Origin of the sequence: Lactiplantibacillus pingfangensis (genome assembly GCF_005404945.1) — a bacterium.
GTDB lineage: Bacteria > Bacillota > Bacilli > Lactobacillales > Lactobacillaceae > Lactiplantibacillus > Lactiplantibacillus pingfangensis.
Window position 1 is genome coordinate 35,947 of sequence record NZ_BJDG01000013.1, and the last position, 17,054, is coordinate 53,000.

At 45.2% G+C, this 17,054-nt stretch carries 12 protein-coding genes; 2 read left to right on the top strand and 10 right to left on the bottom strand.

What is annotated here, in order from left to right; translation table 11 throughout:
- Nucleotides 1-16 precede the first annotated feature (16 nt).
- Complete coding sequence (locus FFM74_RS07525; RefSeq protein WP_137626016.1) at nt 17-2,641, bottom strand: YhgE/Pip domain-containing protein; 2,625 nt, start codon at nt 2,639-2,641, stop codon at nt 17-19.
- Nucleotides 2,642-2,808: 167 nt separating this feature from the next.
- Here FFM74_RS07525 and FFM74_RS07530 point away from each other — a divergent pair, with 167 nt between their 5' ends.
- Nucleotides 2,809-3,390 carry a TetR/AcrR family transcriptional regulator gene (locus tag FFM74_RS07530; RefSeq protein WP_137626017.1) on the top strand — a complete coding sequence of 194 codons (582 nt, stop codon included), beginning with the start codon at nt 2,809-2,811 and terminating at the stop codon, nt 3,388-3,390.
- A 171-nt stretch (nt 3,391-3,561) separates the two neighbouring features.
- Here the strand turns inward: FFM74_RS07530 and FFM74_RS07535 are convergent, their stop codons facing one another.
- From FFM74_RS07535 to cdaA, 5 genes are all read right to left on the bottom strand, one after another.
- Entirely contained in the window at nt 3,562-4,374 is an 813-nt protein-coding gene (locus FFM74_RS07535; protein ID WP_137626018.1) for a Cof-type HAD-IIB family hydrolase, read from the bottom strand.
- Nucleotides 4,375-4,656: 282 nt separating this feature from the next.
- Nucleotides 4,657-6,480, bottom strand: a complete 1,824-nt coding sequence (gene glmS / locus FFM74_RS07540) for a glutamine--fructose-6-phosphate transaminase (isomerizing) (protein WP_137626019.1) — start codon at nt 6,478-6,480, stop codon at nt 4,657-4,659.
- Between the two features lie 1,152 nt (nt 6,481-7,632).
- Nucleotides 7,633-8,991, bottom strand: coding sequence for a phosphoglucosamine mutase (glmM, locus tag FFM74_RS07545; RefSeq protein ID WP_137626020.1), 1,359 nt, complete (start codon nt 8,989-8,991; stop codon nt 7,633-7,635).
- Nucleotides 8,992-9,016: 25 nt separating this feature from the next.
- The gene (locus tag FFM74_RS07550) at nt 9,017-9,997 is read right to left on the bottom strand and encodes a CdaR family protein (RefSeq protein WP_137626021.1); all 981 of its coding nucleotides are present in this window, start codon (nt 9,995-9,997) and stop codon (nt 9,017-9,019) included.
- Entirely contained in the window at nt 9,994-10,836 is an 843-nt protein-coding gene (gene cdaA, locus FFM74_RS07555) for a diadenylate cyclase CdaA (protein WP_137626022.1), read from the bottom strand. Before cdaA ends, FFM74_RS07550 begins: the two co-directional genes overlap by 4 nt.
- Nucleotides 10,837-11,019: 183 nt before the next feature.
- Here cdaA and FFM74_RS07560 point away from each other — a divergent pair, with 183 nt between their 5' ends.
- Nucleotides 11,020-11,691, top strand: a complete 672-nt coding sequence (locus tag FFM74_RS07560) for a DUF1361 domain-containing protein (protein ID WP_137626023.1) — start codon at nt 11,020-11,022, stop codon at nt 11,689-11,691.
- Nucleotides 11,692-12,232: 541 nt separating this feature from the next.
- On the opposite strand, the gene FFM74_RS07565 is transcribed toward FFM74_RS07560, so the two are convergent.
- The 4 genes from FFM74_RS07565 to FFM74_RS07580 form a co-directional block, all read right to left on the bottom strand.
- A complete protein-coding gene (locus FFM74_RS07565; RefSeq protein ID WP_137626024.1) occupies nt 12,233-12,742 on the bottom strand; it encodes a MarR family winged helix-turn-helix transcriptional regulator in 510 nt (169 codons plus the stop codon).
- Nucleotides 12,743-12,882: 140 nt separating this feature from the next.
- Entirely contained in the window at nt 12,883-15,018 is a 2,136-nt protein-coding gene (locus FFM74_RS07570) for a cation:proton antiporter (protein ID WP_137626025.1), read from the bottom strand.
- A gap of 39 nt (nt 15,019-15,057) precedes the next feature.
- A complete protein-coding gene (murB, locus tag FFM74_RS07575; protein WP_137626058.1) occupies nt 15,058-15,960 on the bottom strand; it encodes a UDP-N-acetylmuramate dehydrogenase in 903 nt (300 codons plus the stop codon).
- A 123-nt stretch (nt 15,961-16,083) separates the two neighbouring features.
- A complete protein-coding gene (locus FFM74_RS07580; protein WP_137626026.1) occupies nt 16,084-16,986 on the bottom strand; it encodes a Gfo/Idh/MocA family protein in 903 nt (300 codons plus the stop codon).
- Nucleotides 16,987-17,054 lie beyond the last annotated feature (68 nt).

Sequence of the window (17,054 nt, forward strand, 5' to 3'; positions counted from 1 at the left end):
CCGGTCCGTTTTTGTGTTAATCCGTTGTTTCGGAGTCAAAATCGATGGCTTTAATTCGCCCATGTCGCCGCGCATAGAAGCCCATGCTGAAGACTGAAAAGGCTAAAGCGACGCCAATCAGCACAGCCAGCTGTGGCCAAGCAGTATTGCCAACCATCAGCGTATTACGTAAGCCACTCACCGCATAGCTCATTGGTAGCCAAGGATGAATAGTCTGGAAAAAGTGGTTAGACAACTGAATCGGATAGGTCCCCGCAGAACCCCCAAGCTGTAGGACGAGTAGAATCATGCTAAAGAACGCTCCGACCTTACCAAAGACAAGGTTTAACCAATACACGATGCTCATAAACGCAACGGCAATACTGAGCAACATGCCAAAGGTCGCCCACGGATGCAAAGGTGCTAGCCCATCAATTAAGATTAACAAGCTCTCAATCAAGACGGCTTCACCACACGCAAAAGCACCCAAGATTGAAACTTTTCCCGTCCACCAACGAAACCCATTTTTCGGATATTTCCGTGGCGTATACATATCAAACATCATGTTAAAGGCCAAAGCCCCGACAAATAGTGAAACCGACATCATATAAGGTGCCATCCCAGTCCCATTATTACGCGCATCATCCGTGTCATGACTCGCAGTCGTGGTCGGCTTGGCGAGCTGATTGTAGGTAAGCTGGGTCGGCTTAACTTTTGATTTTTGACCAGCCGCAGTTAACTTAGTCGCCAATTGTTGGTTTCCTGCTTGAACTTGCGTGAGTCCAGTTGCCAACTGTTGACCGCCATCAGCAAGTTTAGTCGTGCCCGTCGTCAACTGAGTGGTGCCCGCGAACAATTGACTCGCACCGTTGGTTAACGCCATCCCTTGCTGGGCCAAGGTCGTGAGGCCACTAGTTAAGCTAGCCGTCCCTTGCGTCAACGCCGTGCCATTTTGGCTCAACTTCTGCGTGCCACCAGCCAACTGCTGATTGCCACTAACTAATTGACTCGTTCCTTGCAGCAAACTCGAACTTCCGCCACTTAGTTGCGCGGTGCCATTGGCGAGGCCGGTCGCACCGGTCGCCAATTTTTGCACACCGGTTGTCAATTGTGGCGTCTGGGTCGCTAATAGTTGCACGCCTTGGTTCAGCTTCTGAAACCCTTGGGTCGCTTGTTGCAATTGCGCCGTCAGATCTTGTGAGCCTTGACTCACGGTCGCCAGTTTGGCAACTAGGGCTTGCTGAGTGGCTTCATTGCTCGTGAGGGCCTGTTTCAGCGCTTGCAGTTGCTGTGTGGCATGATTATCCTGACTAGTCGGCAATGCCGTCACAGCCTGATCTAGTTGTTGCAGGGCAGTCGTGATAGCCGTTGAACGATCATCATCTTGATTGGCGGTAACCGTCGCCAGGATTGCTGTTTTCTGGTCAGCATCCAAATGTTGCGCATCCGCCGTTGCCGCGACTTTCGTCACCAGATCGTTACGATTCTGACTAGCCGTCACCGCAGTTTTAACTTGCGCCATGGCAGTTTGAATCGCCGTTACTTGGGCACTTGACTCATTTTTACTGAGCGATTGTCCAAGTTGGGTCAACAATTGCGGAATCGTTGTCGTTTGCGTTGACGTGACACCCGCAGACTGAAGCTGGGCCAAGCTTGTCGTCAATTTCCCACTACCCGCACTTAACTGCTGCAAACCTTGCGCCAACTGTTGACTTCCCGTCGCCAAGCTTTGCGTACTCCCGGATAAGGTGGTCGTTTTTTGATTCAGCGTCGCTAAATTTTGACTCAATTGTTGCGCACCGGTATTCGCCGCATCAACGCCAGTCACATAGCGTTGTGTGCCACTCTGAACCGTCTGGGCACCGGTCGCGAGTTTTTGCGCCGCTGTGTTGGCCTGTTGTACCCCGGCCGTATAAGTTTGTACGCCACGATTTAACTGCTGACTGCCATTCAACGCTTGGTCAACACCTGTTAAATACCGATTTAAGCCGGTCGACAGCTGCTGACTGCCATCAGCCAACGTTAAACTACTCGTGGCTAACTGGTTAAGTCCAGTCGTCATTTTTTGGTCCGCCGTCACCGCAGTTTGACTACCGGTGGCTAATTTCTGATTGTTTTTGCCGGCTTTAGTGACGCCAGTGCTTAGCGTCTTAATACTGGCAAACATCGTCTTAGCATACGTTTGCGTCACTTGGTTGGCAACTTGTTGGGCCGCAGTTTTCGCGGCTGTCGCGGTCATTTTTGACGCTGTATAGTTGTGTCCTGCACTCGTGGTATAGTGTAAAACCATTTTTTTCGGTCGCGATTGCATTAAGGTCGTCGCATTCTTCGAAAAATCACTTGGAATCGTGATGACCATATAATACTTGCCATTTTTCAATCCTTGATTCGCCGCTTTGGCACCCATCAATTTGAAGGCCATGTCATTAGATTTCACAAGTTTTTTGGATAATTGCTTGCCCGCCGCCAAATGAGTGCCTTGATAAGTGGTCGCGCGATCATGATTCACCACGGCAACTGGTAAATCTTGTAACTTACCATATGGGTCCCACATTGATTTTAAAAATGTCACCGCATAAATTGATGGAATAAACCCAATCACAATTAAAACGATCAACATTAATTTGTGTCGCCATAAATACAGCCATTCGGCCTTGATCATGTTACAACCCCCTGTGTTTGTGCTATGCTTTTGCTGAGATAATCCTCAGCTGTGGTCATAGCATACCGGCATCGCCCGGTGAATACCACAACAGCACACAGAAAAATGAGGATTAAGCCTCAGTTACGCCACATCTGGGGTCTAACTAATTAAGGAGAATGAAAAATATGCCTAAAATTGATCGTCGGGTTGCCCGGACTAATCAAGCACTGCGCGAAGCTTTCCAACAGCTTGCGGTCACCCATAACTATCGAGACATCACGGTCAAACAACTCACGGAAGTTGCCAATGTGAATCGTAAAACCTTCTATTTACATTTTGATTCCATCGATGACTTAGCCGAAACGTTTGTCCACGATAGCGCCGAACAAATTTTAAAAGTCATTAACCAAACCGATATTAAAAAAAGCTTAGCGACATCAGGCATAATTTTTGACCAACTTGCTTACTTTTATAACCAAGCACGCGATTTTCATCGTGTCGTTCTGTTGAATGATGATTACAGTTTTCTGGCGCGAAAGGTACAAAACGAAGTCGCGCATGGGCTAACTGCCAACTTACAGACTGCGTATCATCTGTCTAAAGTCGATGCCCTCGTCTGTGCCAACTTTCTCATTCACAATATGATGACCTTCTTTCGGCTATTTTTCACCGGCCAACTTGATTTAACCCCGGCCGAATTCAAGCAACATTTAATTTCATTAAACTCATATGGCGTTCACCAATTTTTTTATCCAAATGAGCACTAACCGGTTGCAAGGACAAAAAGAAACATGCACCGGACTGCATCCTAAACTAAGCTCGTGATGAGCGCCGCGTCAGTCAATGAAAATATCCAAAGAAGTTCAAAATATTGCTTTAACAGCGCTAAAAAAAACACCTAACGATTTTTTCGTTAGGTGTTCGCTTATATCAGTTGCCTACGACAGCACGAGTTTTTGAATCATTTTTAAAACGCCGTCATGCTCATTGTCTAACTCAGAAACCTGATCAGCTACCGCCTGGACACTCGCAGTGGCGTTCACCATCGCGACGCCCTGCCCCGCATATTGCAATAGTGGCTTGTCATTATCACCATCACCGAACGCCAACAGTTGATCTTCGGTTAATTGCCACCGTTGCATTAGCCACTGGATTGCGGGTAATTTTCCGACTCCCGCAGTGACGAGATCAATCACACCGTAGCCACTATCATGAGCCTTGAGACGTCCCTCAAAATACGCGTTCAATTTGGCGACTTTTTGTGCCGCGTGAGCCGGCGTTGCGGATACACTTATCTTTTTAATCGTATCGGTCACCGCACTAAAATCAGTCACTTGTTGCAGGTTATCATAGAACTTTTCGGCGGCAGTAATCAATGCCTGTGGCGCGCCAATCTCAGTATATGAGCCATGTTCACCAACCATGATCAAATAAGATGACTTTAGCGGCTCTTGTTGTCGATCAACCGCCACAAACTGAGCCAATTCTGAGGCTGATAAGCTCCCATCAAAGACCTGTTCGTCATTCACATAAATAGAAGCGCCATTTTCGGCCACCATCACCAAGTTATCAGCCGTCACTTTGGCAAACAATTGTTTTAAATGCGCATATTGATTGCCAGAAGATAACACCAGCCGAATTCCTTGTTGTTTTAAAGCCATTAACGTCTGTTGCAACAAGGCTTGATTGTAAGTTTGATCACCATGTAATAGGGTGCCATTCAAGTCCGTTGCGATTAATTTGATTGCCACTCAAGCCACTTCCTCTATCTTTTTATTCTGATTCATTATACGCGCAAGTCGGCTAAAAACACCAATCGGGCTAACAAAAAAAGAGTCCAATTCAGACTCTTTTTCAGCTCCAAATATTTATTGTCGAAACGTGCAACAAAAGGCACGAATGCAACAGAGCTACGGTAACCAAACGATTTAAAGCCCAATCATCTGGTTCCCTAGGCTATGCTCGGTAGCAAACCGCCTTTTGTCCCACTCTCTCGTAACTCCCCATAAGTTACCTATCATTTACCCTAATCTTTATTCTACCGTGACACTCTTGGCCAAATTCCGTGGCTTATCAACATCTAAGCCCTTGTTCAAACTTGTGTAGTAAGCCAATAACTGACCAGGAACCACACTGAGTAAGGCGGTCATTCGTTCATCAACCGTTGGTAACACGACTGTGTCATCCGGTTTTGCTAAAGCGTCTGTGACGATGGTAATCGTCTTAGCGCCCCGAGCAGCAACTTCTTGCAAGTTTGACCGCGTTAACCCGGCCGTCTTTTGCTGGGTAATAATCCCAATAACCGGCGTATCCTTTTCAATCAAGGCAATCGTCCCATGCTTCAATTCACCCGAAGCAAAGCCTTCTGCTTGAACATAAGAGATTTCCTTAAGCTTCAAAGCCGTTTCCAACGAAACCGCATAGTCTAAACCCCGGCCAATGTAAAAGGCATTTGGCGTGTGTAATAACGCACTCTTAGCTAATTTGTCGAAAGTTGCTTTTTCATCGACAAGTGCTTGCATGCCATTCGCAACTAAGGCTAATTGTTGTTTAACATCAAAGTCTTTGGCTGCGGTCTGGTTATCCGCTTCACCTAAAGCTTTGGCCAAAATCGCTTGTAAGGCAATCTGAGCAGTATAGGCTTTAGTAGACGCAACCGCAATTTCAGGGCCAGCATGTAGCAACAGCGTATAAGTTGCTTCCCGTGATAACGTTGAGTTAGGCACATTGGTAATCGTCAAACTTGGAAATTTTTGTTCGTTGACGTTCAATAAGACTTCACGGCTATCGGCCGTTTCACCTGATTGCGTCAAGAAAATGAAGAATGGCTTCTTTGAAAGCAATGGTTGGTTATAAGCAAATTCAGATGACACATGGACTTCAGTTGGCACTCCGGCGAGTGATTCAAAGAGTTTAGCCCCCACTAAACCAGCATGATAACTCGTCCCAGCAGCCACAATGTATAAGCGGTCTGCTGATTTGATTGCCGTCAACAAGTCGGCATTAATGACCGGCGTCCCATCATCATTCAAATAAACTTGTGATAACTTTCGCATCACATTTGGTTGTTCGTCGATTTCTTTTAGCATGTAGAAAGGATAAGTCCCTTTGTCTGCTTGCGCAGCGTCAATATCCACATGGAATGTCTGACGTTGCACTGCGTCGCCAGCTTGATCCGTAATCTTGATCTCATCGGGCTTAACGACAACAATTTCACCGTCATGTAATTCCAAGAAATCTTTGGTTTGATCTAGCATCGCCAAACTATCAGAACAAACGACGTTGAATCCATCACCAACACCGATTAAGAGTGGGCTCTTATTTTTGGCAACGTATAAGGTATCAGGATCTTCTTTATCCATCAATAAGAAACCGTATGATGAATGGCCTAATAAACTTAACGTTTTCCGGAAGGCCGACAACGTGTCTAGCCCTTCCTTTGTCACAAAGCGGTCAACCAATTGAACGATAACTTCGGTGTCCGTCTGTGAAGTAAATTGAACATCACTTAAATAATCTGATTTTAAATCTTGGAAGTTTTCGATGACACCGTTGTGAACTAAGAAGAAGCGCCCATCGGCTGAAACTTGCGGATGCGCATTAGCCACACTTGGTTCACCATGAGTCGCCCAACGTGTATGTCCGATCCCAGTCGTGCCATGGACATTGGCCGTCGCACTAACTTCTTTACGCAAGTCGTCAATCCGACCCTTTTCTTTGACCAAATAGTCTTCGCCATTCTGATCATTAACATAAATACCCGCTGAATCGTACCCGCGGTATTCCAATCTTTGTAAGCCATTTAATAAAATCGATACTGCATTATCATTACCGGTAACTCCAACAATTCCACACATAAGTTAATCTTCCTTTACTTGTTTGAATTGTTTCTAGCTGCTTGGTCAATATATCTGGCACTAGTCTCACAACTAGCTTTTGTAACTGACCTGTAGAGTGCAGTCCCTGACATCACCCGTCGATTGTCGATAAATGTCATCCTCGTCAACTTTAGAATCTAAAGTCCTGGCGCTATTCCGCTTTAACCAATTAAGAATTGGTCGTTTTTCACCTCTGATTGGTATATTTCCTAGAAACAGTATTACTTTAACGTTACAATCGTAAAAAGTCAACAATATTCTGTATTGGTATAGACGTTAATTCGTATATATACCAATATAGAATGTAAGCAAAACAACCAACTGAGACATTCTGGTAGCGTCCGTAACTATTTGTTGAGATGACTAAAAGTTGCATGCACAAAATGAAATGTGAACAAGTCCATATCAGCGATGGTTGCTTCTAAACTAGACCCGTGATGAGTGAGTGCTCCGTCAGACATAATAACTGAAGGTTGAGTCGTCCAAGACGTGCCTGGCTTGGACCGATCCCACGACCGCATGTTATCAGCCTCAACCGGAAGCGACAGCTGTCAACTAGTCCGTAAGTGCCGATTAGTTGCGCAACGGATTTTATTTTTTAATTAAAGGTTGAAAGGCGGCTAGTGGCTATTAATCCCAGTGTAACAGTAGTGACATATGAAATATTACTCACAGATAGCTAATGAAAGCATTGAGAAAGTTCAAAACACCACCGACTGGCTCAATGATTTTCAAGAATCAAATCGCCTGTTTTTGATGCCGGTTACTTTATAACCATTAACCTAGCTGGCCGGTGTCGCTGATTGCATCGGACGTGAAAGTCCCGTTTGAGCGGCGGCTTTTTGCCGGTCTTACGGGACGGACGGTCCGGAATAGTTGCGATTTTTGCAACCATTCCGGGCGAAGGCCAAGACCGCTCCTCAGGCTTGGCCTGGTCCCTCGTCCGCATGTAACCAGCGACACCCGGAAGCGACAGCTTTGACTTTTCTCGTTATCAATATACTGATACGACAGCATTTATTAGTTATTATCGTCTTTCAACCTTTAGTTGCTTAATTAAAATTGCACAAAAATGGCCGAACCAGGAAAATCATCCTAGTTCGACCACTATTTGGTTAACTTTAATTGTAATTAAGCTTCGACGCCAACTTCATCGCGGACAACGTCGACAATGCGATCAACATAAGCATTGACCAATTCGTTAGTCTTAGCTTCCGCCATAACCCGGAGTAAGTCTTGCGTCCCTGAAGGGCGAACTAAGACCCGACCATCACCAGCCATTTCGGTTTCAACTTCACCGATTACGGCTTTAATTTGGTCATTGTTCAAGGCCGCTTGCTTATCTTGGACCTTCACGTTGACTAATTTTTGTGGATAAGTGGTGACTTCATCTGCTAATTCAGATAACTTCTTGCCAGTTTCTTTCATGACATGCAGTAATTGAATCCCAGTTAACATCCCATCACCAGTCGTATTGAAGTCTAAGAAGACCACGTGACCTGATTGTTCGCCACCAAGATTGAAACCGTCTTTGAGCATTTCTTCGACGACGTAACGATCCCCAACTTGGGTTTGTTCGCTGTGCAAGCCAGCAGCTTCCAAGGCTTTGTATAAGCCAAGGTTACTCATTACCGTTGTGACCACCGTATCTTTTTTGAGTTTACCGCGTTCCGCTAAGAACTTCCCACAAATATACATGATCTTGTCACCATCAATCACGTGACCCAATTCGTCAACCGCGATACAACGGTCACCATCGCCATCAAAGGCTAAACCGACTTGCGCACCCTTTTCAACGACGAATTTTGACAAGGCTTCTGGATGTGTTGACCCCACACCCTTATTGATGTTCAGACCATCAGGTGACGTTGCCATGGTGTCAAAATCAACATTTAAGTCAGCAAAAATCCGTGAAACCAAGTTACTGGTTGACCCGTTAGCCCCATCAACAGCCAAATGAATTCCGCTCAAATCATCAGGAATCGTTTGTTCCAAAAATTGAGAATACTTCAAATTACCCTCTGGAAAATCAGCCACCGTCCCTAAACCTTCAGCGGCTGGGCGTGGTAAATCATCGGTTGGTTGTTCCAATAAGGCTTCAATTTCTTCTTCCTTGGCATCGGACAACTTAAAGCCGTCACCACCAAAGAACTTAATGCCGTTATCTTCAACTGGATTATGTGAAGCAGAAATCATCACACCGGCATCAGCATCTTGAATCCGAACCAAATAAGCCACACCAGGTGTCGTAATGACGCCTAAACGGAGCACTTCAATTCCGGCAGATAATAGCCCAGCAATCAATGATTCTTCTAACATTTGACCAGAAATTCGCGTGTCACGTGCGACTAAAACTCGTGGTTGCGTGTCCTTGTCTTTGGCATGTTCCGTTAAGACATAGCCACCAGCACGACCTAAACGAAAAGCCAATTCGGGTGTTAGCCCAGAGTTCGCAATCCCACGGACACCATCAGTACCAAAATATTTCATCGTTTCTTTACCTCATTTCAGATTTTCAGTTACTCTTAACTGTAATTTTCACTTTGATTGACGTTGGATTAATCGAAGAAATGCCATCTTCGTCGGTATTTGAAAGATCAACCGTCTTCGTGGTCGTCGCGTTAACATCCGTAACATCAACGTCAACCGGCAATTTATCCAATTTAGCCAATGCGGCCTTCGTTCCCATGACGGTCACCGACTTCGTATCCGTTGAAAACGAATAACTTGTATCGGCCGACGTCTTACCGCTAGCCTTGAGATCGACCGGCACATCTTTCTTCGCCGCGGCTGCCGTAATTGGAATATAAACGGAAGTCGTCGATGGCGTCAAAACCACATTCAAGGTTTGACCATTCGCATCCAGCGCTTCAATCATCGCTTGTTGGTTCACGGATTTTTTCAAATTCTTTTCCGTATTAACCACTGCCACCACTTTGGCAACCTTGCTAACCTCACTCACAGCCCCCGTCACTTTAACCGAAGCGGTGCCTAAGCGTGCACTGCCAACTTCGTAACCAGACGCCACGTTGGCGTTATTAAAATCAGCACTGACTTTATAAGTTGCCGTTCGCCGTGGTTGAATATTAATATGAATATATTTTTGATCTAGCGTATAACTTAATTCTTTATTCAACCCGTTGACTTGAACTTTCACACTGTGACGACCAACCGATAAATCCGACAAATTCGCATAAACTTTAAAATTTTGCGTATTCGCGGTGGTCGTGACTAATGCTGCCGGGCCCTCAATCGTAATTTTAACATTTTCGGGATAGCCCGTCACAAAATACTTCGTGCTATTGACGTTCAACTCTAAGGGCGCACTAATGGTCACTTTGCGGTTGGAAGTCAGCGTTGTTTTAGACGCATTATTTGTTAAAACACTCGACGTCGTGTTATTTGTTTTCATTGAGCTAACATAAGCAAATAATGCCAGTGCACAAATCAAGGCCAATAGTCGCATTGACCAGGCGCTATCCATAAATTTTTTCACTTACGTAGCCCTCCTCCAAAGATATGTGCAAACCAATTCTGAATCGCATTTTGCTTCGTCTCATCTTCTGGTGTGAGCAAGATTTGACGGAAGTAGCGCAAGTAGTTTTCACGGGTCATGCCACGCATTAATTCGTTATCTTTGGTAATGGAAACTTCACCAGTTTCTTCGGAAATGACGATGGTTAATGCATCCGTCACTTCACTAATACCGACAGCGGCTCGATGTCTAGTGCCTAACTCCTTTGGAATCAAGTTACTTTCAGACAAAGGCAAGTATGCCGCTGCGACTTTAATTTGATTGTCTTGGATAATGACCGCACCATCATGTAAAGGTGTGTTTGGAATAAAAATATTAATCAGGAGCTCGCCAGTAATGTCCGCATCAAGGGCGATCCCAGTTTCAATATAGTCTTCCAAACCAGTATCCAGCTTAATGGACATGAGGGCGCCAATTCGCCGTTTAGCCATGTACTGAATCGCTTTGTCCAATTCATTGATCATCCGCTCTTCATCTTCATTTTGCCGCTTACCACGGACAAAAATAGAACCGCGACCGAGGTGTTCGAGTCCCCGCCGGATTTCCGGTTGAAAAATGATAACGAGCGCAATCACACCCCAATTGATAATCTGATCCATGATCCACGAAACTGTATCTAGACCAATGAACACACTCAGAATTTTGACAACGGCAATGACAACGATACCACGGAACAACTGCACCGCTTTAGTCCCTTGCAACAAGACAATCAATTCATAAATGACGAACCAGACCACTAGAATGTCAAGGAGCCGGACAAAGTTGGTCACTGTCAACAAATCGCTCCAGTTGAAGTTCATAATCCCCCTCCTTGTGAAAAATATTTACTTTCACATTATAGCACGGGGAACTCTTAGCGTTGACCCATTTTAGAATGGAAGCCGTAATTTCCTGGATTATTTGCATTAATATTAAACTTGCGATTATTTAATATAGATTGGTTAATATTTCTGTTAAAATAATGGTGAAAGTGTGGTGATCAAATGACCCGGTTACAGCGTTGGCTCGTGCGGCTCTTTTATTGGGGCTTTATTGGTTTCGTGGCGTTAACCATCCATGATTCCTTTTCATTTTTATTGCTCAATACCTTACTTGCTTATATTCCGATTGAATTAAGTTTCTGGCTGACTAAGCGGCGTTCAACATTGCTGTTTTGGATCATCGTCGTCATTTGGTTACTCTTTTATCCGAATACGCCGTACTTATTAACAGACTTGTTCCATTTAAGCTTATTAAAGCCATACGCAATCAATGGTTTACTAAAATTCAATCTGAGCATGTGGCGTGACTTCGCCTATTTAGTCGCGCCCACCGTCGTTTCAATCATTATTGGCACCTACACGGTTGACCAAATTGCCCAAGAATTGCAGCGGCGCTTACGGCTCACGAAACTGCCGGCTGGTCGAACCCTAATCAGTATCGCCCTGTTCCTGTTCGCAAGTATCGGCGTTTATGTTGGCCGCTTCATGCGACTTCATACGATTTATCTTTTAATTACGCCACAATATGTCTTGGAGCAACTCGCAGAAATGTGGTCAAACAAAATGCTCGCCTTCGTCCTACTGATGTGGTTATTACAATTAGTCATTTACGGTGCTTGGCGATTTACAACCACTCCCACTAGTGAAAAAGACAAGTCATCTGACCAGCCTTGACCGTTTAATTAACGGAGACTGTTGATTTAGGCTTGTAGTGAGCGCTCCGTCAGTCAAAATCGTTGTGCTAGGCGGGACAGTCCCAACCAGAAAACGGTCTGTGACTTCGATTTCAAGCCGATAGCCCACGTCTTGAAATCGCCCAGTGATTAGGCGGCCCAGAACGCCGACTAATCTTACCGACACAGCACAACGATTCCGCCTGTCTACGCTAAGCTTAATAGCTGAAGGTTGGGACTGATAACATCGGTCGTGATGGTCGCGTTGCATCAGCCGTTTTTGCCGACGTTACGCCACGGACGGACCGGGACACTTGCGCTTTTGGCAAGGGTTCCGGACGAGGTCCAAGACGTCCTTGGCTTGGACCGGTCCCACGACCGCATGTTATCAGTCTCAACCGGAAGTGAAATCCGTATGGACCTGATTATTGACGCAGTGGGGCTTACTCGCGAATTTCATCTTTCAACCTTTCCTTTAAAATAAATACGGCAGTGAATTGACGTTTTCGTCGACTCACTGCCGTATTTGTTGTTGAGTTGCTTTAAAGCACTTTAGGATCACTATATGTCGAATGTGCACTCCGTTTATCATGGAGACCGCTGAAACCACTAAAGCCCATTTCAGTCGCTTTCTTCTCCGCATCCGTAATATAACGTAGCGTATCATCCGCCCGCTTTTCACCATAAACTTGTAACCATTGATGGAACCGTTCATCCGATGCCGAACTAATGGCTTGCTCAACCTTTAAGCCCGCTGGTGTTAACGACAAATATTTAATCCGTCGATCACTGGCATTAGTCGTTTGATCAATATACTTTAAGTCGAGTAAGACATTAATTTGCCGCGCAATTGCACTTCGTGAAACACGTTGGGCATTGGCAATTTTAACCAGTGTCAACGGTTCCTTCGTTGTCGCAATCATCTGCATCACAATATAAGCCTCGAAAGTGATCTTATACGGCCGTGTTGGCACTGAGACAAAGTCACCAATGTATTTCAAAATATGCATATAAGTTTCAACGAATTGTTCGTGGATCTCTGCTTCTGTCATATGACGTCCCCCCGCTAGGTTTCACCTAATAATCCCGTTTATTACTTGGCAATTAATTGCCAGTTCTAATCATTCACTCTAAATACTATTCTAACCTTATTATAACCGAGAAGGCTTGCAATGCAATATAAAATAATTTATTAATCGTCGTCTGCTTCCAGATCATTCAACATCAGTAAGTTTTCAGAATAGTTAATGAACTGTCGGAGTTTCGAGGCGGTGCGTAGACTAATTTGTCCACTTTCTAATAAATGTTGTACACCGGCACGTTCTGCACCTAAACTTTTAATTCGGAGTGCTTGCAATTGTCGCTCATAATCGGCTCGTGACAAACTATGATCCGCCTTTGCGCTCTCAATCCGGTTGCGATAATGAACAATCAAGTGATATAACGCCTGACGGTCAAATTGTTGTTCGTCGACACCGGTCTGTTTTAAATATTGTGACAACGATTTAATCGCTGCTTTGGAAGCCACACGTTGAATCGCCAATTGTTCCGCACGAAATTTATCACTATCGACTGGCGTTAACCAAATTCGTAGACTCTGCATGCCGCGTGAAAGCATTAACCGTAACGAACGCAGTGTTGGTAATCCGGGTTTATGTGCCGCTTGTGACAGGCGTTGTTCGCGCCGCTCGATCCGGCGTAAATAAGCTTGTGCACCTAATTTAGACGTCTCCCCGGCAACGAGCATCTCTTTAACCGCCTGCCGCTCACCAGCTAAGGCAACTAAGCGCAACTGCATTTCATCCGTCAACATTGGTTGCAGTTCATCGGCTGTCTGTGAGGCCACTTCTAAACGCCGAATTTGAAATTGTTGATCCAAGATCAAATCATACGCAGCCCGTTGATTTTCAGGACGTCGATGCTCTTCAATATTTTGCACGGCCAGTTGTAACACATAGATCCGTGCTTGCTTATAAGTAAATTGTTGGGGCGTCGCTTCGGCAGTTACGTCAGCTGCTTCTGAATCATCAGCGACAACCACCGTGCCATCTTCATCAAGACTGGAGCCACGGGTCATGAATGGTAATGATTTAGCTGCCATCAACGGCAAGATGCCAGCGGCCGAAACCAAGCTGACAATAATCACCCCAGCGGCAATGAACAAGACTAACGACCGTTCCGGGAAGGCCGCACCAGTGGCAATCACAGTTGGAATCGTGAAGACCCCAGCCATCGTGATCGCCCCACGCACGCCAGATAACCCAGATAGCGTGGCAATTCTTAAACTTGGTTTGGATTTTTCGTGATTCCGCAACCAAGTCATTAACATATAGCCATATGTCCAGGCCACCCGAATCAATAATAAAATTCCCCAAACAATCAGCACATCAAAAATCGCATGTAACGTATTAGTATGGTTGCCTTCGATAGTTGCTTGCGTCGCAACGGGCAACTCAATCCCAAGAATCAGAAAAACAATACCGTTTAACAAATAAACAATAATATTCCAAACTTTTTCCGTGACTAACCGCAGTTCGGGGGCATCCTCCGCTTCATGTGACCCTTGCACATGTGCGAGAACCCCGGCCGCAACCACCGCGACAACCCCCGAAGCGTGAAACCATTCTTCAGCCACAAAATAAATCGCAAACGGTGTCAAGATTTGTAACACCACGTTGAACACTGTGTCGTTGATTCCTTCGCGCCGTAAAATATCGCGAATCAATTGAATAATCGTAATTAAAGCCAACCCAACCGCTAAACCAACTAAACTGATATAAAAGAAATCGCCGATTGCTTTGCCAAGGACAAAACTCCCTGTGACCGCTGCGGCCAAAGCATATTTAAAACCAATCAAGCCACTGGCATCATTGATTAAGCTTTCGCCACTAACCAAATGCAAAATTTCTTTAGGCAATTTGACTCCCTCAGAAATCGATTGTACCGCCATTGGATCAGTTGGCGAGAGAATGGCAGCTAAAGCAATACTAACTGCCAATGGAATCGTTGGAATCAGAATATGAATCAAAAATCCGCCTAAAATAGTGGTGATGAATACTAGCACGATTGCGTTGGCAAAAATTGCCCCGCGAAGTTCCCATAACTCTTGTTTTGGAAACTGTCTGCCATCGTTGTACAGCATCGGTGCAATAAAGACTAGCATGAACCAGTCCGTTTGCAACTTAACTTGTACATTTAATAATAAAGCCACTCCTAGACCCAGCCCGACTTGGATTAAACTGACCGGGATTGCGACTAGATAGTGGCTCAACACATTCGACAGCAGCACTAAACATGCCAATAAAATCACTAATTCGATGATCGGCATTAAAGTGTTGCCTCCTTTGTTCAATATAATTTGAAAGTGCTATTTGACATCCTCGCCGATGATCCGAACTTCGGTCTCAAGGTGAACGCCAAAGGTTTCATAAACAACTTTTTGCACATAATGAATCATATCCATGTAGTCGGTCGCCGTTGCATGATCGACATTAATAATAAAGCCAGCGTGTTTCTTGGAAACTTGCGCGCCGCCAATTTGATGTCCTTGTAGACCGGCATCATGGATTAGTTTACCAGTAAAGTAGCCGGTTGGTCGCTTGAAAACACTCCCACACGATGGCCACTCTAAAGGCTGCTTCGACGCCCGGAGTGTATTGAGCTCATCCATCCGAGCTTGGATCGTCTTCTGGTTACCGGGTTTAAGCTTAAAGGTGGCCGTAACCACGGTGTCATCGTAATCTTGGACCGTACTGTGACGATAACCGAATTCAAGGTCGGCATTCGATAATGTTTTTAAATGCCCTTCGCGCGTTAAAACAGTGACTTCTTCAATGACTTCACTCATTTCACCGCCGTAAGCGCCAGCATTCATAAAGACTGCACCACCGACACTGCCAGGAATACCGGCTGCAAATTCAAGCCCCGTGAGACTCGCCTGACAAGCAACCTTAGTCGTGGCAATTAACGCCGCACCGGCTTCGGCCACCACTTCAGTTTCACTGGCATGAATCTGGGCCATTTTGGTCAAAATAATCGTCAAGCCACGAATGCCACCATCCTTAACGATTAAATTGCTGGCATTCCCGATTATGGTGATTGGCATTTCGCGGGCATCGGCAAATTCAATCAAACTTTTCGTTTCACTGATTGACTTAGGAAATGCCACGTAATCTGCGGGACCTCCAGTTTTAGTATTCGTATAATGACTCAGTGATTCATCTTTTTTAATTTCAATGGCTGGAAAACTGGCCAACACATCTTGGGTCATGGGTAAAGTTCCTTTCATGGTTCAATTTTACAATTATTTTAAGGACGGTACGCTCAATCCCCACTCGTTATCGTCGAGATAAGGTCTAAAGTAACCGTTAGAGTGTTTTAATGATAGCACTTTTTAATCGCTTAATAAATGACGGCACACCGCGTGACTCGTAATGGCAGATGTGGGATCAACTGGATTAGGACCGTGCGTGGCGACTGCCGTCAAGAACGCCCGGATTAGCGGGGCAAAACCGCGCTTTTCTAACGTTTGCGTCCAATCTGGAAAAATCGTCGTTTGCGTTTGCGCAGTTTGATAGGTTGTTAAACTGCTCAAATTATTGACCACGGCACGTTGTAAACTAGCTTGCACCGTTGACGTTTCCAAGTTGATCCCACCACGCATATTGGTCACAACTTGTAACTGCTCATGGGCGGTTTGGGCTGTAAAGTAGCCTTGCGCCAATTTGCCGTCAGCAGTCGCTACAATTCTGCCGGTCGTTGTCACTAATGGTTCATCTAATAAGTATAACCCAGTATCCACACTATGAATCATCAGATCAAATACAGCGGTTTCCACGTCTTGATCACTCGTTTCACGAACCTTCTCGGCCATGATCAACCGTTTATCAGGAATCGCCTTTAATTGTTGATTAAGCGGTGCAAAGCGCCGATTAAAGCCACAAGTTAAGAGTAAGTGCCGCGCAGCCGCCAAGTCATATAAGCCCTGAACTTCCTGCAAATCCATCGAAACCGGTTTATCAACATACACATTAATATCGGCAAGCAGCAACTTTTTGATGATACTGGCATGGGTCGCAGTCGGCGTATGCACAAAGACTGCGGCCGGCTGTGTCGCCATCAGCTCATCTAAAGTCGCATGCGTGTGCGTAAACCCATATTCTGCGGCCAACTGCTGCCTTTTTTCTGGATTGCGCGTCGTCAGATGAAACTCATACTGGTCTTGCATCGCCGCCATCACGGGCAGATAAGCCTTTTGTGCGATATTTCCTAAACCAAGCACACCAATTTTTATCATGTGAAATCCTCCAATTTAATGCATCGAATGCGGTACAATTGACCTATTAACAAATAGAAAGGCGTTGA